Genomic DNA, 25567 nt, shown 5'->3' with positions numbered 1-25567 from the left:
GGAGCGCCTCACCGGGCGTACGGGCGGACCTGGACCAGATGGAACGCCCCCTCAGCAGTCATGAGCCACTCGATGTCCAGGGCGTCGTCGGGGTCTCCCGCGCTGAAGTGGGACTGCAGCAGACGCCCGACCAAGGCCAGGTCGCCCAGTGACGTACGCGTGTCCGACGGGAGGTCCTCACCCGACGAGCCGACGTCCACGGTGCGCCCGCCGCCCTCGACCGTGTTGTACAAGTACTGGTGGGGCAGGACCGTGCCGTCGACCACCCGCTCCGGCGAACCGGCCGTGCAGTTGACGTAGACGTTGCGGAAGTCCTCACGTCGGGTCGGATTGCAGGTCACCAGCACACCCCCGAGGTCGGCGGGCACATACCGCTGGATGATCACTCCCATGTAGGTGTCGTCCAGCGCGATGCCGGCCTCGTGCCGCAGACGTACGCTCCGTGGCGACAGCAACGACGTCCATACCTGCCGCACCGCGTCCAGCAACTGCTCCTCGCCGCGCACGGTGGTGACCGAGTCGTAGATGCCGGCCGCCGAGAAACCCGGCAGGTCCTCGGCGTTGGAGGACGAGCGCACCACGAGACGACGTTCGTCGGCCAGCAGACCCGGCACCGCGCCGGTGACGGCCCGTGCCACCTCGTCGGGGATCGGCGTGCGGTGCATCAGGCGCTGCAGGTCCAGGCAGAGGGAGTCGATCACGTCGAGCGCTTCGAGTTCGAGCGCCATCTTCAGCTTGCCGATGCCCTGTTGCAGAGCGGGCGACGAGGTGAGGAAGAGATGGTGCAGGCGGAACGGGAGCGCCACCCCCTCGGGTGCCCGGATGATCGCCGCCACGCGTTCGGCCGCGGCGGCCCGCAGCCGTTCCACAGGCGCTTCCGGCTCGCCGAGACGCAGGGCCAGGTGGGCGAGCAGATCGGGCCGCGGCGGGCGCGGGCGTGCGTAGAACGCGGTCAGGTCCGCCGTGCGGCTGTCCAGGACATGGTGCAGCTCGCCGAGGTTGGCGGCCTTGGTGCCGTAACTGTCGCGGTCGGCGCGCCGCAGCCGGGGCAGAGCCATGATCGGCGCCTCGTTCAGCAGGGGTGCGTCGATGTGGATGCGCTGCTGGTGCCAGACCGGGCTCTCCAGGACCGGGGCGTCGGACAGCCGCTCCAGGGTGATGGCGTCCTCGGAGACCCGGTAGCGGACCCACGCGCCGTCCAGTCCGTCCCGCCGCACCAGCGCGTCCAGGTCGCGGACGATCGCGTTCGGGATGCCCCAGCCGGACGCCAGGACGTTGGTGTGCGAAAGCGGCGTCGTGGGCTCCGTGTTGACGAACCCCGCCACCCGGGGCACGTCGTCGGGCAGGCAGGCCATCGCGACGATGTCCGCCCAGCCGAGCTGTGGGGCGGCGCTGTGGTACTCCGCCGGATGGCGGAACCAGCGCAGCCGGCCTTCGGCCACGCCCGGGTTGAGGCAGGTCCGGGTCCGGTTGCCGAACAGCTCCTGGCTGAGGATGCGCGGTACGCGTGCCTCACTGACCGAGGCGAGTTCGTGCTCCTGCCCGTGGTTCGCCGGTTTCAGCAGCAGGGGGAGGCGTCCGTCCACCCTTGCGCGTACGTAGTCGTAGAACTCCTCCAGCAGTGCGGCATGCATGGTGTCCGCCTCGGTCGTCTCCAGGACCAGGAAGGGCCGCTCGGAGCCTTCGGCGTCCTCGTCGCTGTGCAGGGACAACACCCCGAGCAGGAAGCGGCGGTCAGGCGCCATGTACACGGATGCGTTGAACGCGTCCAGGCCGGTGTCGAGTTCGTCCATCCTCATGCCGAGGATGCGCGTGGCGATGTAGTCGACGTGGAAGGGGTGCACCGGGGTGTCGAGCAGGTGCCAGGTGTCCTCGGACCTGTCCACCACGACCTTCAGGTACGGGTGTCCGGCGAGCACGCCGGACAGCGCGCGGAACAACGGCAGCGAGAGATTGGCGCCGACGACGGTACGATCGCCCGCCGTGTCGGGGACGTTGGCCTTGTGCGGTGCGTGGGTCATGGCCGGGCCCCCTCGGTGGCGTCCGTGGGCAGGATGCGCGGCAGCGCGTCGACCAGAGCGGTGAAGTCACGGACGACCGACTGCGGCCGGTCCGCCGACAACAGGCACAGGCCCGCCATGGTGTTGGCCCCGGCGGCAGGCTCGTAGACCGGCACGGGGGCCCCGTCCGGCAGAGAGCTCTCGCGGACGACGGACAGCGTGCTGCCGGCGCCGACCGGCGCCGAGCGGACGACCGCCGAGGCGTCCCATCGATGACGGCGGGGCCAAGGGGTGCCGTCGCCCTGCACGGCGAGGACCACCAGCGATCCGGCCGCGCCCGTGGCGTCCTCGGGCGTCAACGCCCGTGCGGGCCAGGCGGGTGAGCCGCCGAGCAGCTGGTGGGTGAACATGCCGACGAGATCCAGGCCGAAGACCTCCTCGATCTGCGGCACCGTCATCGCCCCGCCGAACCGCGCGGCCGTCTCGATGACCCACATACGGCCTTCCCTGCCCAGCTTGATCTCTGTGTGGGTGCCGCAGTTCTCCAGTCCCAGGGCGTCCACGGCGCGCCGGGCGAGGTCCACGATGACGCGCTGCGCCTCGCGTCCCACGGCGGCCGGGGTGATAGCGGCGCGTTCGGTGAAGGGCGTCACCGTCGGCATCCGACCGCTCAGGCAGACCGGGCGGAAGACTCCGTCGACGACCACGCCCTCGACGCTGACGTAGTCACCCCAGCCCGGGCCGTCGAACCACTCCTCGGCACATCCGCTGACGATCTCCTCGACGATGAAGTCCTCCGAGGCGCCGGGCACGTGCAGTTCCGCGAACCCGAGCAGTGCGGACTCGGCCATCACCGCGCGCGACCGCTGCCAGGCGTCCAGCGCGTCCGCGGGCCGCTCGATGATCTGGTGTGCGGTCGAACCGGCGCTCCAGGCCGCCTTTAACAGAAGTGGACATGACAACTCGATGGTCGCGCGCTCCAGTTCGGCCGCGCTGGTGACGGCGCGGAACCGTGGCTGCGGTATGTCGCGGCGCTTCCATGCGGCGCGCATCAGGCGTTTGTCGCGGGCGAGGGCGGCGGCGGGCCCGGCACCCCTCAGCCCGAGCTGCCGGGACGCCTCGGCGACCGCGACCACCGCGTACTCCGAGAAGGTGAGAACAGCGTCCGCCCCCACCTCGCGGGCTCGGGCGGTGATGAGTTCGACCAGGTCGCCACCGCGGGCGTCGAGGGGTGTGACGACCGACGCGTACAGCTGCGCCGCGTCATGGGCCACGGGGGCGGGCAGCTCGCTGAGGGCCAGTAGGTGCACCGCGGACCTCGCGGCCACCCGTGGCAGGGCATGGCCCACCGGAGGACCGCCCTTGGCATGCACGTACAGCACCTTGCTCACGGAACTCCAACTCCTTTGATGTCGTGGGGCGGCCAGGGGGCCGCGCCAGTGTGTGGTCCGCGGCTGCGTCGGTACATCGACCACTGTCACGCCGTCTCCTTCAAGCGAACCAGCACCCGTCCGCGTCCGAGGCGCCGAGATTCCCGAACCACTCAGGCAAATGCCTTACTGCCGCCACCGATCCGCGCCTAGTGAAGGTGTGGTCATGCGCTAGCGCCGCCGACGCCACGGTGCGTCTTCCTTGCTCGCATGCCCCATCCCTTACGGGATACGCATGAGGTATCACCCAAAGTGATGTGGTGCAGGGTTGAAGGAGTTGAACGTGGACGAAGCCGATTTCAAGGCGCTGCTCGCGCCTCTTGCGGTGTCATGGTGGGAAGCCGACAGCGGCCTGAGCGTGGTCGACAGCGGGGGCGCCGCGTTCGACGACCGGCGCGCCACCCGCCGCTTCCTCGAGGCCCTCCACGCGGACGGCGGCGGCCCGTCCAGCGCGTCCGGCTGCGGCCCGTACCGCGCGTATTTCGAGGGCAGAACCTTCCACGTCCACTGGCCGGAACTCGGCGGCGGCCCGGAACGGCACGGCAGCAGGGGAGTGGCGATCGAGGTGGTCGACCGGCCGGACGACGACCCGTACGCCACGTTCGCCGACCTCGCCCCGGCCGCGGCATTCGTACGCGACGCCACAGGCCGTTACCTGTGGGCCAACCACGCCTATGCCCACCTGTACGGCACCACGCGCGACGCCGTGATCGGCCGTCACCTCGCCGACGTCGACGAAGCCGGTGACATCGCCCGGTTCCTCGCCCTCGACCAGCAGGTCCTGACGCGCGGCCGGCCGGTGCGGCACACTCTCACCTACCGGCGTGTCGACGGTTGCCCGGGTCGTGCGGCGGGATACCGCTTCCCCGTCCGCTGGGGCGCGGTCCGGTGTGTCGCGGGCATCTACGTCGACGTCACCGACTACGCCCAGGTTTTGGACCAAAGACACCGGGCCGAGGCCGACTTACAGGCCCTGCGCGACCACAGCGGACTGCTCTGCGTCCGCCTGGATCCGGATGGCCGGGTCAGCGAGGCCGGCACCGCGGTCGCCGATGTCCTGCGCATCCGGCTCTCCGACCTGATCGGCCTGCCGGCCGACACCTTGCTCGCCAGGACACCCGAACGGAGCACCCTGCACCGGATCTGGGACGACCTGATCAGCGGCCGGTGCCGAAGCGCCCGCACATGTGCCGTACTCGTCGACCGGGACGGCTGGCAGCGCCGGGCCCGAATCCATCTGAGCACCGTGTGTGGTACGACACCCGGTGTGTCGGGCGTGTGGGCCGTCGGCACTCACCTCGGCCTGCGTCATCAGGCCCGACCGGATCTGACGGCCGCCCAGGTCCGCATACTCGCCCTGCTGGCGGCCGGGCACAGCAACGCGGACATCGCAGCGACGCTGCGCCTGTCCCGGCAGACGCTGGACTACCACCTGAGCCGCCTGCGCGCCCTGCTCGACGCCGCCACCCGCCCGGCGCTGGTCGCCCGAGCCTATGTGCTCGGCATCCTCTCATCACAGACCTGGCCGCCCCGGTCCTCGACAGCGGCGAACCCCGCAAGCCCGGTCTGAACGCTGCGCTGCCGTCCGGGCACCGCCCCAAGTAACGTACGGGCCCGATCCGTCGATGTCGGCGTGTCGCCGAGCAGCACCACGGCGTCGCCTCCCAGGGGAGCGATGGTGGGGCAGACCTGCTGACGGGCGGTCGGGAGCGGTCGTCGGCGTGCAGTTGCTGCGAGGCGGCAGTTTCAGCTCTGCACTGTGGTCGAGCGGCGACCGGAGGAGGTGCGCTGGGAGTGGCGGAGCCGTTGCTTGGGGTGCCATGTGCGCCGCTTCCTGGTGCGCGGTGGTGGTCCGGCAAGCAGCCCGACCCGTAAATGATGCTCGCGATCCACCGAGAACGGCTGCCGGACCTGGGGGCGCTGAGCCTCGCGGGGCGTGGATGGTGGTGCCGGACACGGTAAGCAATCGTCGCAAGGTGATCGGCGCCCTGGGCGTGTTGGGGCTGGGCGCACTCGCGCCTACCTGCTCGGGCAGGGCGGCGTCACCCCAGTCGTCTATGCCGCGGCCGGAACTCTCCTCGTCAGTAAAGTCAGCATTGGGTCAGCATTCGTCCGGCCAAAGTTGCCCTTAGATGCCCAGACCTTGGAAACGCGGACAGCCTCGGAGGAGCCCGTGCGGCAGCATCCAAGGGCCCGCGTCACCAGGGGTCCTCGTGGCCGGACAGGCGTAGAAGCGGTCTCGAACTCCCTGGAGGGGAGAATTGGGTTTTCCCAGGTCAGCGCACCCTTCCGCGTGGCTTCAACGGCACCGACGGCAGCTCGGGTGCGGGCAGCGGACCCCCGGCGTAGCCCTTCACCTCACCGAAACGTGCCCCCTTCATCCAGTCCTCGCGAGCCTGAACGATGTCGTCTTGCGAACGCCCGATGAAGTTCCACCACATCACGATCTCCTCGCCGAACGGCGTTCCGCCGAGCAGCACGACGCGCGCCATGACGTCCGACTCGTTGACGAGCACGAGGGTGTCGCTGCCGTCCGGTACGTAGCCCAGCTCTGCCGGTTGCAGCGACGTACCGGCGACGGTGACCCGGCCCTGGTCGACGAGGACGCCGTGTTCGAAGCCGGGGTCGACCGTCAGGGCGAGGGACGCGCGCGGTTCCAGGGTGATCTCCGCGCCGAGCAGGGGCGTGAAGGTCGGCACGGGGGAGACTGCTCCGGCGAGGGAGCCGAGGAAGACGCGCAGGACGGCGCCGTCGAGCCGCACGGGCTCCGGGACGTGATGCCGGAAGTCCGGGGCGGTGTGCCGGTGCTCCTCGGGCAGCGCGACCCACAGCTGGACGCCGTGCAGCACCGTGGTCCCGGGCGTGGAGACCTCGGAGTGGGCGATGCCGTGCCCGCTCGTCATGAGGTTCACCTCGCCGGGCCGCACGAACGCGTGGCTGCCCAGGGTGTCCCGGTGCTCGATCTCGCCGCTGAACAACCAGCTCACCGTCTGCAGCCCGGTGTGGGGATGCGGGGCGACGTCCATGCCGCCGGTGCGGCTGACGTCGTCCGGGCCGTAGTGGTCCGCGAAGCACCAGGCGCCGATCAGGGTGCGGGCCCGCTGCGGCAGGGTGCGCCGTACCGGCATGGCGCGGGGCCCGCCGAGCGGCACGTCGCGCGGCGTGAGCACCTCGACCCGGGGTGTGCCGGCGGACCGGTGCTCGTCGGCGGGGGAGCCGCACACCATCTCGACGGGCCGCGTTTCGGTATTGCTCATCAGGCCCACCTCCCATCATGATAGTTTTAAGTTCAACAATCATGGCGATCATAGACCCAATGGCGGCGCCGCGCACGCGAAACGGTACGCGGGCCGCCCGCGGGATCCGGAGGAGGCAAGGGTGACCAGTTCCGTACCGGCCGGCGACGCGCAGCGGATCTTCATCGACAAGCAGAGCCCGAAGGCCTACCACGCGCTGGTGCAGACGTCCGAGGCCGTCCGTACCGTCGCCGCGGAGGCGGGCCTCGACCGCACTCTGGTGGAACTGGTCAACCTCCGCGTGTCGCAGCTCAACGGCTGCGCCTACTGCCTGCACGTGCACACCCGGGCCGCGCTGCGGGCGGGCGACACCCCGCAGCGGCTCGGCGTGCTCGCCGCCTGGCGGGAGACCGAGGTGTTCACCGAGGCCGAGCGCGCCGCCCTCGCCCTGGCCGAGGCGACCACCGATGCCGCCGACACCGCCGCGCAGGACACCGCCTACGAGGCCGCGCGCGAGGTCCTCACCGACGACCAGATATCCGCGGTGATCTGGGTGGCCGTCACCATCAACGCGTTCAACCGCGTCTCGATCATGAGCCGGCATCCGGTACGGCCGGAGGCGTGACCCCGTTGCGATCGAATTCCGGGAGCGAACGAAGATCGCGGATGGACGTGTTCGGTGCTGCTCGCATAGCGTTCGGTACATGACAGAACGGCGCGCGATCCTCAGCGGCTCGACGTTCGAGGAGCAGATCGGTTATGCCCGCGCCGTGGTCGACGGCGACTGGGTGCATGTGTCCGGCACGACCGGTTTCGACTACACCACGATGACGATCTCGGACGACGTGGTGGAGCAGGCCGAGCAGTGCCTGCGCAACATAGAGGCCGCCCTGGCCGAGGCGAAGTGCACCTTCGCCGACGTCGTGCGCGTCCGCTATCTGCTGCCCGACCGGGCGGACTTCGAGCCTTGCTGGCCCGTCCTGCGCCGCTGCTTCGGCGAAGTCCGCCCGGCGGCCACGATGATGATGTGCGGCCTGGCCGACCCCCGTATGAAGATCGAGATCGAGGTGTACGCCCGCCGCAGCGAGGGCTGAACCTCACATCCCGCCACTCATGCCGCGACGGGCTGTGCGGTGGGCACGGCCAGCCGGCCGGTACGGGAGAGGCAGCCCACGCAGGCCGCGCAGGCGAGGCCCGTCAGGGCCAGGGCCGACCACGCGAGCCAGCGGACGTCGTGCTGTCCGGAGAAGCCCCACAGGGCCCCGGTGCCGAGGTTGCCCACGGTGATGCCGATGCCGGAGACGGTGTTGTAGAAGCCGTAGTGGGTGGCGACCAGGCGATCGCCGGACAGCGTCACCACGGTGTCCATCTCGAAGGGGTAGACGATCGCGCCGCCCACCGCGAGCAGGACGACGGAGAGCAGCAGCGCGGCCAGCGCCTCCGGTGCCCGACCCGCCGGGACGAGGGCCGGCGGGACGAAGGCGAGGCCCATCGCCGCCAGCCCGCGTACCAGGGCCTGGGCCGGTCGCCAGCGCTGTTCGGCCCAGCCGGTGAGCCGCAGCTGCCCGACGGCGGACACCGCCGCGGAGACGACGAACAGCCCGCTCGTCACCGCCGTACCACCGGACCCGAGAACATCGGAAGCCGCCAGGGGCAGCGCCAGATAGACCTGGAAGGTCAGGACGTACGAACCGGTCATCGCGGCGGCGAAGAGCAGGAAGGGCCGGTTGGACACGACCGTACGCCAGTCGGACAGCACGCCCGCCCGGCCGGTGGCGGCCCCTGCCCGCTCGGCGCGGCGCGTGGGCAGGCAGCGCCACTGCAGCGCCGTGAGGAGCGCGAAGACGGCCGCCGCCACCCCGCACACCAGACGGAAGTCGGCGGCCAGCAGCGCGAGTCCGACCGGCGGGCCCAGCAGCATTCCCGCCTGGTAGTAGACGTTGAAAAGGGCGAACGCGTCTACCCGGCGGGGCCCGGCCTCCACGGCGACATACGCGCGCACCGCCGGATTGAACAGCGCGCCCGCGAAACCGGTCGCGGCGGAGGCGGCGACCAGCGTCGGCAGGTCGCCGACCCAGCCGAGCAGGCCGAAGCCGACGGTCCGCAGGAGAAGGCCGGCCATGATGGGAATCTTGTAGCCGAGGCGGTCGGCGAGCGTGCCGCCGATGAGGAACATCCCCTGCTGCGAGAAGTTGCGCACCCCGAGCACCAGCCCCACCGCCCAGGCGGCGAGCCCGAGTTCGCCCGCCAGATGGGCGGCGAGGTACGGCATCAGCATGTAGAAGGCCAGATTGATGAGGAACTGGTTGGCCATCAGCAGCCGTACGGCCGGCGGGAAGGAGAGCGTCTGCCGCCACAGGTGCCTCATCGGGTGACTCCCGTCAGCTCGTGCGCCGCGCGCCCGGCGGCCAGCGGGTCGACCACATGGGTGCAGCGGGTCCAGCGGGTGACGGTCCGCTCGGCGGGGTGGGCGATCCGGTCCGGTTCGTCCGCGGGCGGGTGCCCGAGCAGGCCGTGCCGGGCGCAGAAGGTGTCGTCGAAGACCGTGCCGACGTAGCGCTGCGGGCCGTCGGGGAAGACGGCGACGATCCGGTTCCCGGCGGGCAGGGTGCGCGCCAGCCAGCGGGCGACCAGGGCGACGGCGCCCACGCTCCAGCCACCGGTGGCATAGTGCGCCCGGGCCAGGTGCCGCGCGGCCCACACGGCCTCCGCCGCGGCGACCCAGTGGACCTCGTCGAACAGGGCGTGCACGACGTTGCGGGGGTGGATGCCCGACCCCAGGCCCCGCATGAGGCGGTCCCCTGGAGGCTGCCCGAAGATCGTGGACCCGGTCGTGTCCACGCCCACGACCCGCAGCCGCGGGAAGTGCGCGCGCAGTACGGAGGCGATGCCGGCGGAGTGGCCCCCGGTGCCGACGGAGACCACGAGGGTGTCGATCCGGTCGAGCTGGACGAGGAGTTCGCGGGCGAGGGGAGCGTACGCGGCGATGTTGTCGGGGTTGTCGTACTGGTCGGGACACCACGCGTCCGGGTGGACGGCGAGCAGCTCCGCCACCCGCAGGCGGCGGGCCCCCTGCCAGCCGCCCTCCGGATGCGGAGCGGCGACCACCTCGATCTCGGCGCCGTAGGCGGTGAGCAGACCGGTCATCAGCGGCTCCATGCCGGGGTCGGTGACCACGGTGAGCGGATGTCCGTGGATGATCCCGGCGAGGGCCAGACCGAGGCCGAGGGTGCCGGACGTCGACTCCACGATCCGGGCACCCGGCGCCAACTGCCCGCGCTCACGGGCGAGGCGGACCATGTACAGGGCGCTGCGGTCCTTGATGCCGCCGGGGTTGTGGCCTTCGAGCTTCGCCCAGAAACCGCGGCCGTCGGCGGTGAAGGGCTCCCCGATCCACAGCACGGGGGTGTCGCCGACGAGCCCTGCAGGGGTGAGCGTCCGGCTCGTGGCGTACGCCGGTGACTCGGCGAGGCGGACGGAGAGGGGCGTGGGGGTGGGGTGTTTCATGGCGTGCTTCTCCTACGGCCGGCGCTGTGCGCGGCGGCCGGGCGTTCGCGGTGCGGGAAGTGTGAGGCTGAGCCGAACGGACGCCGCGCGCACGCCGGATGCGTGCGCGCGACGTGGTCCGCTCAGGACCGCCAGACGCCGAGAAGCGCGCGTGAGGGACCGTCGGAGGAGGCCCCGGCGGGGAACGGCGATCCGCGACGCTGCGCGGGGCCTACGCCCGTGGGAGCGCCCGGGTCATCGGCCTGCGGGACGACGTGGAGGGGCGGGGAGGCCAGGTCCTTGTGACGACGGGGGGCCTGGAGAGCAGCCTCGCCCGAGCCGGGACAGCAGTGCGCGCCGTCATGGCCGTCGGGATCGGCGTCGAAGGAGGACGGCGTTCCCGCCACGGCCGCGACAGGCGCCGAGGGCGTGCGCGGAAAGGCATCGATGCGTTCGGCGGCGCCGACCGCCGGTCCGTGGGCGCAGGCCAGCACGTGCAGGAGTGCGGCCAGCAGCAGCGCGAACACCGCCCCGGTCCCCGACCGGGAGCGGCACCGTCGCAAGACCGCACCGGACCACATGAACGCACACAGTAATCAGGCGACTTCACGAGTTCCGTCCGATATCGGCCTCTTTTGCCTGGACCGGTCACACATGATCACCGCATCAGGTGAATCGGATGCGCTGAACGGCCCGGCTCAGTACGAAAACGCCGACCACGATCAGCAGGGCACCGAGCACCTCGGGCACCAGCCACCAGCCCGTGCGGATCCGCTCCCCGAACAGGGTGATGCCCAGGGTCAGGCTCACCACCGCGTCGCCGATCGTCAGCGCGGGCTGCGCCGCGGCGAGCGGGCCCGCCTGGAGCGCGTTCTCCAGCAGGATCACGGAGGCCACGCCGGCCAGCGCGAAGCCGTACGTCTGCCAGGAGCGGAGGAAGGCGAGGAAACCCTCGTCGGCGAAGGTGCCCGTCGCCGACTTCAGCAGGGCGGCGGTCAGCGCGTTCCCGGTCGCGGACGCGGCGGCCAGCAGCGCGGCGCGCCGGGCGGGCCGAGCGCCCGGGCCCCGGCCGGCCAGCAGGACGGCCGCCGCCATCCCGCCCGCGCACAGGCACAGCGCCGGGATCCAGCGCGCGAGCGGCGCCTGGTGGGTGACTCCGTGCGGGGCGGCGGCGAGCAGCAGTGCCGCCAGGCCCGCCACACAGCCGCCGACACCCCACCAGCCCCAGCGGGGCAGCCGACGGTGCATCAGCGGGGCGGCGACGAGCAGGGCGAAGGGCAGCTCCAGGATGAACAGCGGCTGCACCAGCGCGAGCGGCCCGTTGAGCAGGGCCAGGCTCTGGAACAGGGCGGCGCCGATCACGCCCGCCATGCCGAGCAGCCAGAACCGCCGGCGCACCAGTTCCGCCAGCAGCCGGATCCCGCCGCGGCTGCTGGCGGACGCCGCCTTGCGCTGGAACGCCGTGCCCACGGCGTTGCTCGCCGCTCCCGCGACCGCGAACGCCGCGGCCAGTTCGATCACGGCCTCAGCCTAGCGGCGATCACGTTCACCGCAGGTGCCTGCTGCAGCCTGGTCATGTTGTTGAAGATCCAGATGGGAGCCCCCCGGTCAGGGACCCGACTTGATCGTCTTCATGGTCAGGTGCGAGTCGATGCGCAGCACGCAGGGATGGTTGCTGAGCTTCTCGACGAGGAAGGCCTCGTAGGCGGCGTGGTCGGCAACGGCCACGCGCACGAAATAGTCCGGGCGGCCGTACATGCGCCGGAACTCGACGACCTCCTCGTAGGCCGCCACGAGCTCCTCGAACTCCAGGAACGTCGTGCGGTCGTTCGCGCTGACCTCGATGTCGATGAGGACCTCCAGACCGCGGCCCAGCGCCTCGGGATCCACCACGGCCCGGTACCCGGCGATGACACCGGCCTCCTCCAGCCGCTTGACCCGGCGCAGACAGGGCGGCGGCGTCAGGCCCACCCGCTGGGCCAGCTCCACGTTGGTCAGCCGCCCGTCCTGACGCAGGTGAAACAGAATGTCCCGATCGACGCCGTCAAGCCTTATTTCATTGCGCACAGGACCATCGTAGAGACATTTTCCGCAACCATATGACGTGCGATTCTTCCTAAAATGTCGCCATGCCCATATCTCCCGCCGTCGCCGACGGCCTCCCTCGGCCTGCGCCCCCGCCCGCACCCCGGATGTCTTCCGAGGCGCGGGCCGCGTTCGCGGACTCCGCCTCCGTGGGCCTCGGCTTCGTCCCGCTCGGCATCGCCTTCGGGGTGCTCGTCGCGCACTCCGGGGTCGACTGGTGGTGGGCGAGCCTGTCCAGCGCGCTGGCCTACGGCGGGTCGTTCGAGTTCCTGCTGATCGGCATGGTCACCGCCGCTGCGCCGCTGGTGTCCGTCGCCGTGTCGGCGTTCCTGGTGAATGCACGACACGTCTTCTACGCGTTGTCCTTCCCGCTGCACCGGATCGACGGCCGTCTCGGCAAGGCGTACGGCACGTTCGCGCTGTGCGACGAGGCCTACGCGCTCACCTCCGGGGAGCAGGCCCGTGGCTGGTCCGGCCGGCGCATCCTGTGGCTCCAGCTCTTCATGCACCTGTACTGGGCGGGAGGCGCCACCGCAGGAGCGCTGCTCGGCTCGCTCGTCCCCAGCGGGGTCACCGGCCTGGACTTCGCGCTCACCGCGCTGTTCACCGTGCTCGCCCTCGACGCCGTCCGCGGGCTGCGGGCCGACCCGCCCACGCCCCTGCTCGCCCTGCTGAGCGCCCTCGTTGCCCGGCTGCTGTGCCCGGGGCAGCTGCTCCCGGTCGCCTTCGCCCTGTTCACCGCGGCACTGCTGGTCCGCCACCGCTCGACGCGCCGGGAGCCGCGCCATGCCTGACACGACCTACCTCGTCGCGGCGGTCCTCGTCGCCGCCGCCGTCACCTGGGCGCTGCGCGCCCTGCCCTTCGCCGCGCTCGCGCCCCTGCGGGCGAGCGGCACCGTCAGGTACCTGAGCACCCGGATGCCCGCCGGGATCATGGTGATCCTCGTCGTCTACTGCCTGCGCGACCTGCCCGTGACCCACGCCCGCGTCCTCGCCCCGCTCGCGGCCCTCGCCGTCACCGTCGGCCTTCACCTGTGGCGCCGCAACGCCCTGCTGAGCATCCTCGGCGGCACCGTCGTGCACGTCGTGCTGGCCAGCACGGTCTTCGCCCGCTGAGGACGGGCACGGGCGGCGGACATGGATGTGCCCCCGGGGGCTGCCCGGGGGCGGATCAAGGCGCTGGGATCGGCGCCGGTATCAGGTGCCGCTATCAGGCCGAGAGGCGCTGCGCGAGCTCCTTGGCCTTGACGGCAGCCTCCTCGAGGGCGCGCTCACGGGAGGCCTCGTACAGCGGGACCAGCTCGGCCATCGCCGGGTTGGTCGGGGCCATCGTCAGCTCGGGGACGATGAAGTCGACGTCCATGCCGAGCATGTCGGTGAGGATCGCGTTCAGGTAGTTCTGCACGTACTCGTACGCCTCACGCGGGGTGCCCGGACCGTACGCGCCGCCCCGGCTGGCGACGACGGTCACCGGGATGCCCTTGGTGGAGGGGTTCTCACCCGCGGTGCGGCCGAACAGGATCACGTTGTCCAGCCACGCCTTCAGCGTGGAGGGGATCGCGAAGTTGTACATAGGGGCGCCGATCAGTACGGCGTCGGCCTGCTCCAGCTCCTCGATCAGGCGCTCGCGCTCGGCGAACGCGGCGGCTTGGGCCGGCGTGCGGGACGCCGCGTCGGCGAAACCGGCCAGGTGCGCGTCAGCGGTGATGTGCGGGACAGGCTCGGCCGCCAGGTCGTGGTGGACGACCTTGCCGTCCGGGTGCTGCTCCTGCCAGTGCTTGCGGAACTCCTCCGTCACGGCACGCGAGGCCGACCCCATGAGGGGGAAGACGGACGAATCGATGTGCAGCAAGGTGGCCATGGGTGTCTCCAGGCAAACGAAGGGGGTAGCCCAACGCCGTAGGCGCGGGCTGATGTTTCGTACTCAACTATTGATAACACAGGGACTTACTTTTTTTCATCCCCGTACGGCCGGGTAGTACGATGTGCGCATGGGGGCTCACCGAAACCACGACAGCGCAGCGTGCAAGCGCGTGGACGAGGACATCACCCGCGTCTTCCAGTTGCTGGGCAAGCGCTGGAACGGCCAGATCGTGGCCGTCCTGATGGAGCAGGCTGCGTACTTCGCCGACTTGCGCCGGGCGATTCCCGGCATCAGCGAGCGCATGCTGTCCGACCGGCTCGCCGAGCTCGGCGCGGTGGGCCTCGTGCTGCGCGAGGTGGACGAGGGGCCACCGCTGCGCGTGTCGTACCGGCTGACCGAGGCGGGCGCCGCGCTGGAGCCCGCGATGCGGAAGCTGGGGGAGTGGGCGATGACGTACCTGCCGGGCGCAGGTCCCTGTCCTGGCGTGGAGCCGGACCGGAGTGCCGCCTCGACGTAGCCCGCCCGCCTCATTCGTGTAAGGCGGCGTGTACGCGCCGCCCGGGTCACGCTCCTCGCCTATCGTCGGCCAGACACCGACATCCGGAGCGATGATGGAAAAAACGGATGAACTGGTTGGCGTGGCGGAGGGTGCGGCAGAGGGTGTAGCCCTTCTCTCCGCAGACCCGGCTCCGCACCCGTCCCCGGCCTCGCCCCTGCGTCGCCTCAGGCCCTGGCCGTACGGTGCCGCGATCACGGTCGCAGCCGGTGCGGCGGCCGTGTTCCTGCTCGCGGGCACCGAGTGGCTGAACCAGCCGGCCGTTCAGGCCTGGCGCACCGTCTGCCTGGCCATCACCGTCCAGGCGCTCCCGTTCCTTCTCCTGGGTACCGCCCTGTCCGGCGCCATCAACGCCTTCGTGCCGGCGGACCTGTTCACGAAAGTCCTGCCGAAGCGGCCAGCGCTCGCCGTGCCGGTGGCAGGGGCGGCCGGAGCGGTCCTGCCGGGCTGCGAGTGCGCCTCCGTACCCGTGGCGAACAGCCTGATCCGCCGGGGCGTCACCCCGGCCGCCGCCTTCGCCTTCCTGCTCTCCGCCCCCGCCATCAACCCCGTCGTGCTGACCGCCACCGCCGTCGCCTTCCCGGGCAACCCCGCGATGGTCGCCGCCCGGCTGCTCGCCTCGCTCGGCACAGCCGCAGCGATGGGCTGGCTGTGGCTCTGGCTCGGCCAAGAGAAGTGGCTGCGCCCCGTCGTACGGCAGCGGCACGCCGGCCACCAGCACGGACACAGCCGCTGGACCGAGTTCCGGCTCGGCTGCCAGCACGACTTCCTGCACGCCGGCGGCTTCCTCGTACTCGGCGCCATGGCCGCCGCCACCTTCAACGTCACCGTGCCGCGCTCCGTGCTCGACACCTTCTCCGGCTCGCCCTGGCTGTCGGTACTCTTCCTGACCGCCCTCGCCGTGCTGCTGGCGGTCTGCTCGGAGGCCGACGCGTTCGTGGCGGCCTCGCTCACCGGCTTCTCGCCGACCGCCCGGCTCGCGTTCGTGGTGGTCGGCCCCATGGTCGACCTGAAGCTGATCGCCCTCCAGGCGGGCACGTTCGGGCGCGCCTTCGCCTGGCGCTTCTGCGCGGCGACCACCGTCGTGGCCGTCGCCGCGAGCGTCCTGATCGGAGGCGCACTGCTGTGAGACGCCCGGTACAGGCGCTGCTTCTGCTGCTGACCGGCAGCGGCCTGCTGCACGCCGCCCTCTTCACCGACACCTACCTGCGCTACGTCAAGCCCGGACTGCGCCCCCCGCTCATCGCCTCCGGCGCCGTGCTGCTCGTGCTCGGTGCGGTGGGGGCGGCCGGGGTGGCGAGGGCGGCTCGGGTACGGCAGAGGCAGGCGACTCCTGCCCCCGGCGATCACGGAGAGGACGGTCACGCGCATGGCCACGACCACTCCACCGCCCCGCATATCGCCTGGCTGCTGTTCCTCCCGGCGCTGAGTCTGCTCTTCTACGCCCCGCCCGCACTGGGCGCGTTCACCGCGGCTCGCTCGAACAGCAAGGCGGTCGCGGTGCAGAAAGGATTCGCCGCACTGCCCGCCACCTCACCCCTGCCGATGACCCTCACGGGCTTCACCTCGCGGGTCCAGCAGGACCGCAGCCGGGCCATCAAGGGCCGCAGCGTCCAGCTGACCGGCTTCGTCACCCCGGCCGGCCAGGGCGGTGGCTGGTACCTGACGCGGATCATCTTCACCTGCTGCGCGGCGGACTCACAGTCCGTCAAGGTCCGCATGTACGGCACCGACGCGCCGCCCGCCGACACCTGGCTGTCGGTGACCGGCACCTGGCACGCCAAGGGCGGGCTCGGCACGAAGACCGCGGAGGCCGCCCTCGACGTCACAGCCGCCCGCCCCATGTCGCCGCCGGTCAACGCCTACTCGGACGACCTGCCGCTCACACCTTCGTAGGAGACCTGCCGTAGGACTTACTGCGGCGCGTCGTCCCCGACCAGCTCCGCGAGCGTGAAACGGGTGCTGAACGACTGCCAGGCACCGTCGCTGACCAGCAGAAAACCGTCGCCGTGCCGGAAGAGCCGACGGCGCTTGGGCATCCTGGGGTGCTCCGGTACGTAGTTCCGGGCACGCGTCTCCAGTTCGCGCAGCGCCTCCTCGCGCGTGCCCTCCATGTGCGTCAGCACGTAGGTCTCGATGTGCTTGCGGTCCGACGCGCCGACGGTCGTCTCGACGATCAGTCCCCAGGTCGCCATGTGTTCCCCTCCCATGTTGATCACGGCACAGCATAGGAGGCCGAGTTGAGGGGTGTGCGGGTGGCATGTGGGTGCGTCCGCACGGGCCGCCCGTGCCCTGTCAGCCGGCGCGCCAGCCGGGCACCGTCGGCAGGACCTTCTGGGCGATGCGGAACAAGGCCGCGTCGTCCGGCGGCACGTCGTCCTGCCGCCAGATGGAGATCGCGAAGGAGCCGCCGCCGTCCTTCGCGCCCTTGGCCACCAGCAGGCTGCGGGCGATACCGCCGGGCCCGGCGCCGACCTTGCCGCGGTTGACCGTGAAGCCGATGGTCCGGTCCGAGTGGAGAACCGCCGGGTGCCCCAGCACCGTTCTCGACTCGGCGTCCTTGCCGAGCAGGCGGGCCGTCTCGCCGACCGAGAGACCGTCGTAGGAGTCCGAGAGCTTCACGGAGTACGTCTCGAACGTGACCGTCGCCTCCGGGGCGGCGATCTTGGTGCCGTCGGCGAGGGTGATCCAGCCCCCGGACGGGTCCGCGCTCTCCGCTTGCTCATCCGGCGTACCGAGGAGTGCCGGCAGGTCGGAACGGTTCAGCGCCGCGCAGAGCTTGGCTCCGGACACGTACTTCGACGGCAGCGCGTGATGCGCCTGAGACGAGCACGCGGCCGGCCGCCGGTCATCGGACTGGTCGGGCAGCGCCTCCGCCAGCCCCCACGCGCCGCCCACCGCGCCCGCGACCATGACCACCGCCGCCACGGCCTGAACCCCCGCTCTCGGCGCCTTCTTGGACGCGACGTCGTCGCTCATGCCCCCACCCCCGTTGATCGCCCCCGATGCGAGCGGGAGCATAACCGGTGCTCATCCTGCGGGGAAACGCCATTCCAAGAGCCTGTTCGAGGTGTGGCCCCGAGGTTCATTTCGGCGGCAGCGTCGCCGCGAACGCACGCCCCTCGTCGATCCACGAGGTCACTTCGGCGTCCTCAGCGACGGCCTCGGCCGCGACGACGATCCAGCCGCGCATCGGGCGGCCGGTCATGTCGAAGAGCCGTGCCCCCGGCCGGGCGAGCGCCGCGTCCGTGGCATCCGGGCCGACCCGGACCATGAGATCACTGCCGGTCACCCCCATGGCCATGTTTGCCCTGGTACAGGAAGGCGAGGCCGCCGAACATCCCGGCGCGCGGCCCCGGAGGCCCAGCATGCCCGGGGTCGGCGCGCGCCGCAGACGCACCCCGGTACAGCGGTCGCCCACCCTGGAGACACAGTGCTAGAAAAGGGACATGCGCGGACGTCCCCGCCGGCCTTGGGCGAAAGCGGCGCCGCCGCTCAGCGCGGGGCCGCCATCCGATCGGTCCCCTCGCCCCGGGCCCCGGCCGGCACCAGGACGCCGCTTCGCGCCGTACCTGAGGGTTCGCACCCTCGCCGCGCAGGTCTTCCTGCTCCAGGCCCTCATCATGCTGGTCCTCGTGGCCGTGGGGACGACGGCCCTGGTCGTGCAGGGCTGGTACAACGGCGAGCGCGACGCCAGGAACCGTTCGCTGGCCGCGGCCGAGGCCTTCGCCCACGCACCCGGCACGGCGACGGCGCTCGCGTCGCCGGAGGCGACGGCCCGCCTCCAGCAGGCCACCGAGCGGGCAAGCAGCGGATCCGGCGTCGACTTCATCACCGTGCTGAACAAGCAGGGCGTGCGGGTCGCCGACTCCGACCCCAAGCTGATCGGCACCAAGGCCGAGGGCGTGGAGCGGGCGGCGGCGGGGGAGGCGTTCACCGAGACGTTCCACGGCAAGCCGACCGACGCCGTGCGCGCGGTGGTACCCGTGACGGACGCGAGCCGGCGGGTGATCGGCATGGTCGGCGCCGGGGTCAGGTTCGAGACCCTCGGCCGGGTGCTGAACCAGCAGCTGCCGATCGTGGTGGGCGCCGCGGTGGTCGCGCTCGCCCTCGCCACCGCGGGCACCGCCCTGGTCAGCCGGAGGCTGCTGCGCCAGACCCACGGACTCGGCCCGGCCGAGATGACCCGGATGTACGAGCACCACGACGCCGTCCTGCACGCGGTGCGCGAGGGAGTCGTCATCGTCGGCGACGGAAGGATCCTGCTCGCCAACGACGAGGCGCGCCGCCTGCTGGACCTCCCCGCCGACGCCGACCAGCGGCAGGTCACCGACCTGGGCCTCGGCCCTCGGCTCACGCGGCTGCTGGCATCGGGCGAGACCACGTCCGACGAGGTCGTCGCGGCCGGCGACCGCCTGCTGGCGGTGAACACCCGGCTCACCGCGCCCCGCAGCGACGCACCGGGCCTGGTCGCCACCTTCCGGGACACCACCGAACTGCGCGCCCTGACCGGCCAGGCCGAGGTGGCCCGCGGCCGGCTGACCTTCCTCTACGAGGCCGGCGTACGCATCGGCACCACGCTCGACGTACGGCGTACGGCGGAGGAGCTGGCCGAGGTGGCTGTCCCCCGGCTGGCGGACATCGTCACCGTGGAACTCCTCGACTCCGTGCTGCGGGGCGAGGAACCCACCGGTGCCGTCAACCGGATGCGGCGCACTGCACTGAGCGAGGCACGGGCCGGGCACCCGCTGCAGCCGGTCGGTGACCTCATCCGGTTCGTGGTGGCCGACACCCCGATGGTGGCGGCCCTGCACCGCGGCAAGGCCGTGCTCGTACCCGACCTGCACACCGCCGAGGACTGGCGGGCCCAGGATCCGGAAGGAGCGCGGCAGGCGCTGGCGTACGGCATCCACTCGCTGATCACGGTCCCACTGCGCGCCCGCGACGTCGTCCTCGGCATGGTCAACTTCTGGCGGATCACCGGCTCCCCGCGCTTCGAGGAGGAGGACGTCGCCGTCGCCGAGGAACTGGTGGCCCGCGCGGCCGTCGCGATCGACAACGCCCGCCGCTATTCCCGCGAGCACGCCCTCGCCGTGACCCTCCAGCGCAGTCTGCTGCCCCAGGACCTCCCGGAGCAGGACGCGCTGGAGATCGCCACCCGCTATCTGCCCGCGCAGTCCGGCGTCGGCGGCGACTGGTTCGACGTCATCCCGCTGCCCGGCTTCCGGGTCGCCCTGATCGTCGGCGACATCGTGGGCCACGGCCTGCATGCCGCGGTCACCATGGGGCGGCTGCGCACCGCCGTCCTCAACTTCTCCTCGCTGGACCTCGCCCCGGACGAACTGCTCACCCACCTGGACGAGATGGTGATGCGCCTGGACACCCAGACGGACACCGCCGACGGCGACCGTGCCCCGCTCACCGGCGCGACCTGCCTCTACGCCGTGTACGACCCGGTCGGCGGGCTCTGCACCCTCGCCCGCGCCGGTCACGTCGCCCCGGCCGTGGTCGACCCCGAGGACAGGGTGACGTTCCCCGACATCCCCGTCGCGCCGCCGCTGGGCGTCGGCGGCCACCCCTTCGAGGCGGGCGAGCTGCACCTGCAGGAGGGCAGCCGGCTCATCCTCTTCACCGACGGGCTCATCGAGGCCCACGGGCGGGACATCGACCAGGGCCTGGAACTGCTCGCGACGACCGTCGCCCACGCGGGCCAGACCCCGGAACAGACCTGCCAGGCGCTGGTGGAGACGATGCTGCCCGAGCACCCCGGCGACGACGTGGCCCTCCTGGTCGCCCGCACCCGGCTGCTCGACCCGAGCCGGGTCGCGGCCTGGGACGTGGCGTTCGACCCGATGGCCGTGTCCCAGGCCCGCGCGGAGGTCAGCCGCCAACTCGAGGAGTGGGGCCTGGAGGAGTCGGCGTTCACCATGGAACTGATCCTCAGCGAACTGCTCACCAACGCGATCCGCTACGGCGCTCCGCCCATACGCGTCAGGGTCATGCTGGGCCGCACCCTGGTCTGCGAGGTGTCGGACGGCAGCAACACCTCACCCCGTCTGCGGCGCGCGGCCACCACCGACGAAGGGGGCCGCGGCCTGTTCCTGGTCTCGCAGTACGCGGACCGGTGGGGCACGCGCTATGCCGCGAAGGGCAAGGTGATCTGGGCCGAAGTGTCGCCGGGCGAGCCGGCAGAGCTCGACGCGAACGCCCTGATCGAGCAACTGGCCTTGTGAAGCTGTTCAGGCCAAATTCCGACTGTCCGAGCCGCGCCATACCCTATCGGGGTATGCTCGGCGAGAGCTGCGTGCAGAGCACGCAGAGGCACCGGAAGGGTACAACAGGCTGTGGACGGCGGACTGGCAGGCAGGCGGGGCGTCGCCCGGCTGCTGACGCTGTGCGCGGTCCTGCTGGGCCTGTTCCTCATGCACGGCGCCCCGAGCGCCGCCGCCGCGGGCTGCCACGGCGCGATGGCGGCCATGGACGCGCCGATGCCGGACGGGGACCACTCCACGACGCTCCACGGGGACCACTCCGCGACCGGGCGGACCATGGCCCGCGCCGGTACGACCTCCCACACGGCCCACGCCGGTACGACGACTCCGGTCGCCGAGGCCGTGGACGCGTCGGGGATGCCCGGCGAGCTGTGCGTGTCGACCCCGGCGCACGAGCGCATCCCCGTCCCGGCCCCGGCTCTGTTCGCCGTGGCCGCCGCAGCCGCCCTCGTCCTGTGGTCCCCGACGCTGCTGCGGTCGGGCCGGACCATGCGGCGCGGGCCGCCTCCCGCCGGACGGACCCTACTGCTCCAGGTGTGCGTCGCGCGGACGTGACAGGCACCCTGCCGGACCGGCCGCAGGCCGGGACCCGGCGCCGTGTCCTGCCCTTCCGCGCACCACCGGTGTGGTGCGCCCACCCGGAAAGACCAACAGACAGATGTTCACCTCCAAGCGTTTCACCGGCCGCACCCTTGCCGTGGCCGGCACCGCCGCCGCCCTCGCGCTGACCCTGGCCGCCTGCGGCTCCTCCCACGACTCCATGTCCGGCATGGACCACGACAAGAAGACGTCCATGCCCGGCATGGGCCACGGCGGCAAGTCCGCCACGCCGTCGGCCGGCAGCTCCTCGATGGAGGACATGCCCGGCATGGACCACATGGCCTCCGGCAAGGGCCTGTCCGACAAGGAGGACGGCTACAGCCTCACCTCGAAGGACCAGCAGCTCGCCGCCGGCAAGCAGGCCGCGTACCGCTTCACGGTCACCGGCCCGGACGGAAAGCCGGTCACCGGCTTCGCGGTCGACCAGACCAAGCAGATGCACTTCTACGCCGTCCGCTCGGACCTGACCGGCTTCCAGCACGTGCACCCCACCATGGCCTCCGACGGCACCTGGACGGCCCCGCTGACCCCGCTCGCCTCCGGCTCGTGGCGGGTGTTCGCCTCCTTCACCCCCGACGCCGGAGCCGGCAAGGGCGAGGACTTCGTCCTCAGCCGTTCCGTCACTGTCCCCGGCAAGTCCGCCAGGACCGCGCTCCCGGCTGCGTCCGCCACCGCCGAGGTCGACGGTTACCAGGTCACCGTCAAGGGCGAGCTGATGGCGGGGATGGCGCATCCGCTGACCGTCTCGCTCTCCAAGGACGGCAAGCCCGTCAAGGACCTCCAGCCGTACCTGAACACCTACGCCCATCTGACCGCGTTCCACGAGGGGGACCTTGCGTTCGCCCACCTCCACCCGACCACCGAGGTCACCGGTGACAACGGCGGTCCGGACCTGTCCTTCCACGCCGAGCTGCCCGACGCCGGCAACTGGCGGTTGTTCCTGCAGTTCCGGACCGGAGGCAAGCTCCACACCGCCGCGCTGACGCTGCGCGCGAGCTGACAGCGGGCGGGGCGCCGCACCACGAGCGGCGCCCCGCGGCCGTACCGACACGCTCGGGCGCCGAGCCCGTGTCGTGCGAGGGTGCGCGGCAACCGGACGGGAAGGCTGCACAGATGCACGCCGTACTGCACGCCCTGTCCATCACCGGATCCATGACCTGGGAGATCACCTGGGCGCTGATCCTGGGCTTCGCCCTGTCCGCCGTGGTCCAGGCCCTGGTCCCCAAGTCCACGATCGTCTCCCTCCTCGGCGACGACCGTCCGCGCACCCTCGCCACCGCCGCCGCCCTCGGCGCCGCCTCCTCGTCGTGCTCGTACGCCGCGGTCGCCCTGGCGCGCTCGCTGTTCCGCAAGGGCGCGGACTTCACGGCGGCGATGGCTTTCGAGATCGCCTCCACCAACCTCGTCGTGGAGCTGGGCGTGATCCTCGCGCTGCTGATGGGCTGGCAGTTCACAGCCGCCGAGTTCATCGGCGGCCCCGTCATGATCGTCCTGCTGGCCCTCCTGTTCCGTCTGTTCCTCCGGGACGAGCTGCTGCGCCAGGCGCGCGAGCAGGCCGAGCGGGGGCTGGCGGGATCGATGGAGGGCCATGCGGCGATGGACATGTCCATCCGGCGCGGGGGCTCCTTCGCCGGCCGGCTGCTCTCCCGGCAGGGCTTCACCGCCACGGCGCACGTCTTCGTCATGGAGTGGGCGGCGATCCTGCGCGACCTGGTCCTCGGCCTGCTCATCGCGGGCGCCATCGCCGCCTGGGTCCCCGACTCCTTCTGGCAAGCCTTCTTCTTCGACGGCCACCCGCTCGCGGCCCGGCTGTGGGGTCCCCTCGTCGGCCCGTTGGTGTCGATCTTGTCGTTCGTGTGCTCGATCGGCAACGTGCCGCTGGCGGTCGTGCTGTGGAAGGGCGGCATCAGCTTCGGCGGTGTCGTGGCGTTCATCTTCGCCGACCTGCTGATCGTGCCGATCCTCGTCATCTACCGGAAGTACTACGGCGCCAGGATGGCGCTCTTCCTCCTCGGCACCTTCTACGTCGCCATGGTCATCGCCGGATACGTCGTGGAGTTCGCCTTCGGCGGCCTGGGCCTCGTCCCCGACCGGGGCCACGCGCGGATCCCCATGGGGGGCATCTCCTGGAACTACACCACCTTCCTCAACATCGCCTTCCTTCTCCTGGCCGCGACCCTGGTCGTCCGCTTCTTCCGCACCGGGGGGCTGTCCATGCTCCGCATGATGGGCGGATCCCCCGAGCCCGGCAGCGGCCACGATCATGGCCACGATCACACCCACCACCCGGCCGGTCCGTGAGCCGGCGCCGTGGCCCGCACGGCCGGTCGTCACAGACCCAGGGCAATGGCCATGCGCGTCAGCTCGGCGGTGTTGTTGATGTTGAGCTTGGCCCGGATGCGGCGCAGATAGGCGTCGACCGTGTGCTGGGAGAGTCCCATGTGGCGGGCGGTCTGGAGATAGGTGCGCCCGGCGGCGATGTGCCGGAGCGTCTCCCGCTCGCGCGGAGCCAGCGCGGGGGCGGGGGCTTCGACGTGCTCCGTGGTGAGGGAGAGGCTCATGGGATTCTCCGGCTGATCTGTGGGCTTATGCCCGTTTCAGGTGCTTTGCCTGATTTCAGACTGCTCGCCGGATTTCATGGCCGTGTCAGCCGACTGTCACAGGCGCGTCACAGCCCCCGGGCCGGAGTTTGACGTGACCTTGGTGCCGTCCGGCATGAGGGCGAGGAGCTGCTTGGCGTGGCCGGGCAGCTCCACCTCCGCGAGGCCCGTGAGGAGGTCCCTCAGTGGCAGCGGCTGATCGACCAGGAGCGTGTCGTGGGACAGCAGCCGCGTGGGTACCGGTGTGTCCAGCTCGGCCTCGCTCAGTGCCGGTCCACCGAGCGTGCAGAGGGCGTCCCCCTGGACCCGGATGCGCTCCCGGAGCCCCGCGTTGCCGCCGGCGAGCGCGATGAGCCGCTCGATCGTCCAGGTGTCGAGGGCGAGGCGGTTGTCGTACGTCGTATGGGCTCCCGAGGTGACACGGGAGACGGCGGCGACGGTGGCCGCGGTGACGAGGGAGACGTGCGCCAGGATCTGGTCGGCGTTCCATTCGCCGGCCGGCGGGACGAGGTCGCCGTCGCCGGAGCCGTCCACCGTTGCGGCTGCGTCGAGCAGGGTGCGGTAGGCGTCGCGCAGCGGGGTGGTGTCCATCGTGTCCTCTCCTCTTCCTCTCTCTTTTCTCGGTTCGCTCTGCTCGTGTACTGCCGTCTCAGGCGTGCGCGTTGCCCATCTCCCACGGGGCCTGCGGGAGGACGTCGCCGGTCTCCAGCAGCGACTTGAGGTTCGCCAGCACGGCGGGCCAGCCCTGTGAAATGCCGTTGAACATGTCCAGGTTGGGGAGGTTCTCGTGCGTCACGGTGAGCCGGACGATGTCCTTGTGCGGTTCGATGGCGAAGGTGACGACCGACGGCTCACGCGGCTCTTCGGCGTCGGGGGTGTCCTCGAAGGTGATGACCAGGCGGGTCGGCGGCTCCGTCTCGATCACCCTGCCGACGACATCGACCTTGCCTGAACCGTCGACGCGCCGGTGCTCCCAGGCCGAACCCGGCTGCCAGTCCGAGACGTTGGCGTGTCCCCAGTACTGCGCCGTCAGGTCTGCGTCCGTCAGTGCGTGCCACACCTGCTCCGCGCTCGCGCGGATATAGGTGACGTAGACATAAGTCGGCACGGAAACAGGTGCGTTGCTCATGGCGTACTCCTCTGCCTTGTGCTTGATGGCACTGATCGCCTGCAGGCGGGGTCGGTCGAAACCGGAGATCCAGCGTTCCTCGATCTCGTGGATCGGCGCCGGGTTGAGGTAGTGCAGCCGCTCCCGTCCGCGCCGTACGACGGTGACGAGGCCGGCGTCGACGAGAACGTCGAGGTGCTGCGTCACCGACTGGCGCGCCATGGCGAGCTGCTCGCACAGCTCCCGGAGCGTCTGCCCGTTCTGCTCCCGCAGACGGTCGAGCAGCAGCCGCCGGGTGGGGTCGGCCAGCGCCTTGAAGACGGGGTCCAT

27 protein-coding genes are annotated in these 25567 nt (G+C 71.3%); 12 read left to right on the top strand and 15 right to left on the bottom strand.

The features are described 5' to 3' along the window. Window positions 1-8: 8 nt before the first annotated feature. Window positions 9-2021 carry a PEP/pyruvate-binding domain-containing protein gene (locus tag ACWD3E_RS08870; protein WP_451386846.1) on the bottom strand — a complete coding sequence of 671 codons (2013 nt, stop codon included), beginning with the start codon at window positions 2019-2021 and terminating at the stop codon, window positions 9-11. Then, entirely contained in the window at window positions 2018-3391 is a 1374-nt protein-coding gene (locus ACWD3E_RS08865; protein WP_451386845.1) for an ATP-grasp domain-containing protein, read from the bottom strand. Before ACWD3E_RS08865 ends, ACWD3E_RS08870 begins: the two co-directional genes overlap by 4 nt. Before the next feature lie 322 nt (window positions 3392-3713). Here ACWD3E_RS08865 and ACWD3E_RS08860 point away from each other — a divergent pair, with 322 nt between their 5' ends. Then, window positions 3714-5000, top strand: a complete 1287-nt coding sequence (locus ACWD3E_RS08860; RefSeq protein WP_451386844.1) for a PAS domain-containing protein — start codon at window positions 3714-3716, stop codon at window positions 4998-5000. A gap of 706 nt (window positions 5001-5706) precedes the next feature. Here the strand turns inward: ACWD3E_RS08860 and ACWD3E_RS08855 are convergent. Next, the gene (locus tag ACWD3E_RS08855) at window positions 5707-6687 is read right to left on the bottom strand and encodes a pirin family protein (protein ID WP_451386843.1); all 981 of its coding nucleotides are present in this window, start codon (window positions 6685-6687) and stop codon (window positions 5707-5709) included. Window positions 6688-6808: 121 nt separating this feature from the next. On the opposite strand from ACWD3E_RS08855, the gene ACWD3E_RS08850 reads away from it, so the two are divergent. Next, window positions 6809-7291, top strand: coding sequence for a carboxymuconolactone decarboxylase family protein (locus ACWD3E_RS08850; protein WP_451386842.1), 483 nt, complete (start codon window positions 6809-6811; stop codon window positions 7289-7291). Window positions 7292-7370: 79 nt separating this feature from the next. Continuing rightward, window positions 7371-7760: a RidA family protein gene (locus tag ACWD3E_RS08845; RefSeq protein WP_451386841.1), complete on the top strand. Its 390-nt coding sequence runs from the start codon at window positions 7371-7373 to the stop codon at window positions 7758-7760. A gap of 17 nt (window positions 7761-7777) precedes the next feature. Here ACWD3E_RS08845 and ACWD3E_RS08840 read toward each other — a convergent pair whose 3' ends face one another. The 5 genes from ACWD3E_RS08840 to ACWD3E_RS08820 form a co-directional block, all read right to left on the bottom strand. Further along, window positions 7778-9034, bottom strand: a complete 1257-nt coding sequence (locus tag ACWD3E_RS08840; protein ID WP_451386840.1) for an MFS transporter — start codon at window positions 9032-9034, stop codon at window positions 7778-7780. Next, window positions 9031-10173, bottom strand: a complete 1143-nt coding sequence (locus ACWD3E_RS08835) for a PLP-dependent cysteine synthase family protein (protein WP_451386839.1) — start codon at window positions 10171-10173, stop codon at window positions 9031-9033. The genes ACWD3E_RS08840 and ACWD3E_RS08835 overlap by 4 nt, the downstream gene beginning before the upstream one ends. A gap of 122 nt (window positions 10174-10295) precedes the next feature. Beyond that, on the bottom strand, window positions 10296-10679 hold the full coding sequence (locus ACWD3E_RS08830; RefSeq protein ID WP_451386838.1) for a hypothetical protein: 384 nt from the start codon (window positions 10677-10679) through the stop codon (window positions 10296-10298). A gap of 139 nt (window positions 10680-10818) precedes the next feature. After that, a complete protein-coding gene (locus ACWD3E_RS08825; protein ID WP_451386837.1) occupies window positions 10819-11673 on the bottom strand; it encodes a DMT family transporter in 855 nt (284 codons plus the stop codon). Between the two features lie 87 nt (window positions 11674-11760). Continuing rightward, the gene (locus ACWD3E_RS08820; RefSeq protein ID WP_451386836.1) at window positions 11761-12219 is read right to left on the bottom strand and encodes an Lrp/AsnC family transcriptional regulator; all 459 of its coding nucleotides are present in this window, start codon (window positions 12217-12219) and stop codon (window positions 11761-11763) included. A gap of 62 nt (window positions 12220-12281) precedes the next feature. Here ACWD3E_RS08820 and ACWD3E_RS08815 point away from each other — a divergent pair, with 62 nt between their 5' ends. Beyond that, on the top strand, window positions 12282-13031 hold the full coding sequence (locus ACWD3E_RS08815; RefSeq protein ID WP_451386835.1) for an AzlC family ABC transporter permease: 750 nt from the start codon (window positions 12282-12284) through the stop codon (window positions 13029-13031). Beyond that, window positions 13024-13353: a branched-chain amino acid transporter permease gene (locus ACWD3E_RS08810; RefSeq protein WP_451386834.1), complete on the top strand. Its 330-nt coding sequence runs from the start codon at window positions 13024-13026 to the stop codon at window positions 13351-13353. The genes ACWD3E_RS08815 and ACWD3E_RS08810 overlap by 8 nt, the downstream gene beginning before the upstream one ends. 94 nt (window positions 13354-13447) lie before the next feature. Here the strand turns inward: ACWD3E_RS08810 and ACWD3E_RS08805 are convergent, their stop codons facing one another. Next, complete coding sequence (locus ACWD3E_RS08805) at window positions 13448-14098, bottom strand: FMN-dependent NADH-azoreductase (protein ID WP_451386833.1); 651 nt, start codon at window positions 14096-14098, stop codon at window positions 13448-13450. 130 nt (window positions 14099-14228) lie between these two features. Here ACWD3E_RS08805 and ACWD3E_RS08800 point away from each other — a divergent pair, with 130 nt between their 5' ends. The 3 genes from ACWD3E_RS08800 to ACWD3E_RS08790 all read left to right on the top strand — a co-directional run bounded on the left by ACWD3E_RS08800 (window position 14229) and on the right by ACWD3E_RS08790 (window position 16553). Beyond that, window positions 14229-14618, top strand: coding sequence for a winged helix-turn-helix transcriptional regulator (locus ACWD3E_RS08800; RefSeq protein ID WP_451386832.1), 390 nt, complete (start codon window positions 14229-14231; stop codon window positions 14616-14618). A 259-nt stretch (window positions 14619-14877) separates the two neighbouring features. Next, the gene (locus ACWD3E_RS08795) at window positions 14878-15786 is read left to right on the top strand and encodes a permease (RefSeq protein WP_451387118.1); all 909 of its coding nucleotides are present in this window, start codon (window positions 14878-14880) and stop codon (window positions 15784-15786) included. Continuing rightward, the gene (locus tag ACWD3E_RS08790; protein ID WP_451386831.1) at window positions 15783-16553 is read left to right on the top strand and encodes a TIGR03943 family putative permease subunit; all 771 of its coding nucleotides are present in this window, start codon (window positions 15783-15785) and stop codon (window positions 16551-16553) included. The genes ACWD3E_RS08795 and ACWD3E_RS08790 overlap by 4 nt, the downstream gene beginning before the upstream one ends. Before the next feature lie 17 nt (window positions 16554-16570). On the opposite strand, the gene ACWD3E_RS08785 is transcribed toward ACWD3E_RS08790, so the two are convergent. The 3 genes from ACWD3E_RS08785 to ACWD3E_RS08775 form a co-directional block, all read right to left on the bottom strand. Next, complete coding sequence (locus tag ACWD3E_RS08785) at window positions 16571-16852, bottom strand: hypothetical protein (RefSeq protein WP_451386830.1); 282 nt, start codon at window positions 16850-16852, stop codon at window positions 16571-16573. Window positions 16853-16952: 100 nt separating this feature from the next. Further along, the gene (locus ACWD3E_RS08780; RefSeq protein WP_451386829.1) at window positions 16953-17636 is read right to left on the bottom strand and encodes a DUF6215 domain-containing protein; all 684 of its coding nucleotides are present in this window, start codon (window positions 17634-17636) and stop codon (window positions 16953-16955) included. Between the two features lie 106 nt (window positions 17637-17742). After that, window positions 17743-17961: a hypothetical protein gene (locus tag ACWD3E_RS08775; protein WP_451386828.1), complete on the bottom strand. Its 219-nt coding sequence runs from the start codon at window positions 17959-17961 to the stop codon at window positions 17743-17745. Window positions 17962-18106: 145 nt separating this feature from the next. Between ACWD3E_RS08775 and ACWD3E_RS08770 the strand changes: the two genes are divergently transcribed. The 4 genes from ACWD3E_RS08770 (at window position 18107) to ACWD3E_RS08755 (ending at window position 23830) form a co-directional block, all read left to right on the top strand. Beyond that, on the top strand, window positions 18107-20890 hold the full coding sequence (locus ACWD3E_RS08770; RefSeq protein ID WP_451386827.1) for a SpoIIE family protein phosphatase: 2784 nt from the start codon (window positions 18107-18109) through the stop codon (window positions 20888-20890). A gap of 111 nt (window positions 20891-21001) precedes the next feature. Continuing rightward, on the top strand, window positions 21002-21484 hold the full coding sequence (locus tag ACWD3E_RS08765; RefSeq protein ID WP_451386826.1) for a hypothetical protein: 483 nt from the start codon (window positions 21002-21004) through the stop codon (window positions 21482-21484). 103 nt (window positions 21485-21587) lie between these two features. Next, window positions 21588-22529 carry a hypothetical protein gene (locus ACWD3E_RS08760; RefSeq protein ID WP_451386825.1) on the top strand — a complete coding sequence of 314 codons (942 nt, stop codon included), beginning with the start codon at window positions 21588-21590 and terminating at the stop codon, window positions 22527-22529. A 113-nt stretch (window positions 22530-22642) separates the two neighbouring features. Further along, entirely contained in the window at window positions 22643-23830 is a 1188-nt protein-coding gene (locus tag ACWD3E_RS08755) for a permease (RefSeq protein ID WP_451386824.1), read from the top strand. A 29-nt stretch (window positions 23831-23859) separates the two neighbouring features. Here the strand turns inward: ACWD3E_RS08755 and ACWD3E_RS08750 are convergent, their stop codons facing one another. The 3 genes from ACWD3E_RS08750 to ACWD3E_RS08740 all read right to left on the bottom strand — a co-directional run bounded on the left by ACWD3E_RS08750 (window position 23860) and on the right by ACWD3E_RS08740 (window position 25567). After that, window positions 23860-24090, bottom strand: a complete 231-nt coding sequence (locus tag ACWD3E_RS08750) for a response regulator transcription factor (protein ID WP_451386823.1) — start codon at window positions 24088-24090, stop codon at window positions 23860-23862. Window positions 24091-24186: 96 nt separating this feature from the next. Further along, entirely contained in the window at window positions 24187-24720 is a 534-nt protein-coding gene (locus tag ACWD3E_RS08745) for a hypothetical protein (RefSeq protein ID WP_451386822.1), read from the bottom strand. 58 nt (window positions 24721-24778) lie between these two features. Next, entirely contained in the window at window positions 24779-25567 is a 789-nt protein-coding gene (locus ACWD3E_RS08740) for an ArsR/SmtB family transcription factor (RefSeq protein WP_451387117.1), read from the bottom strand.

This window comes from Streptomyces sp. NPDC002676, assembly GCF_053592455.1.
Note: the sequence above shows the minus strand (reverse complement) of the source record. Positions and strands in the feature narration are given on the sequence as shown.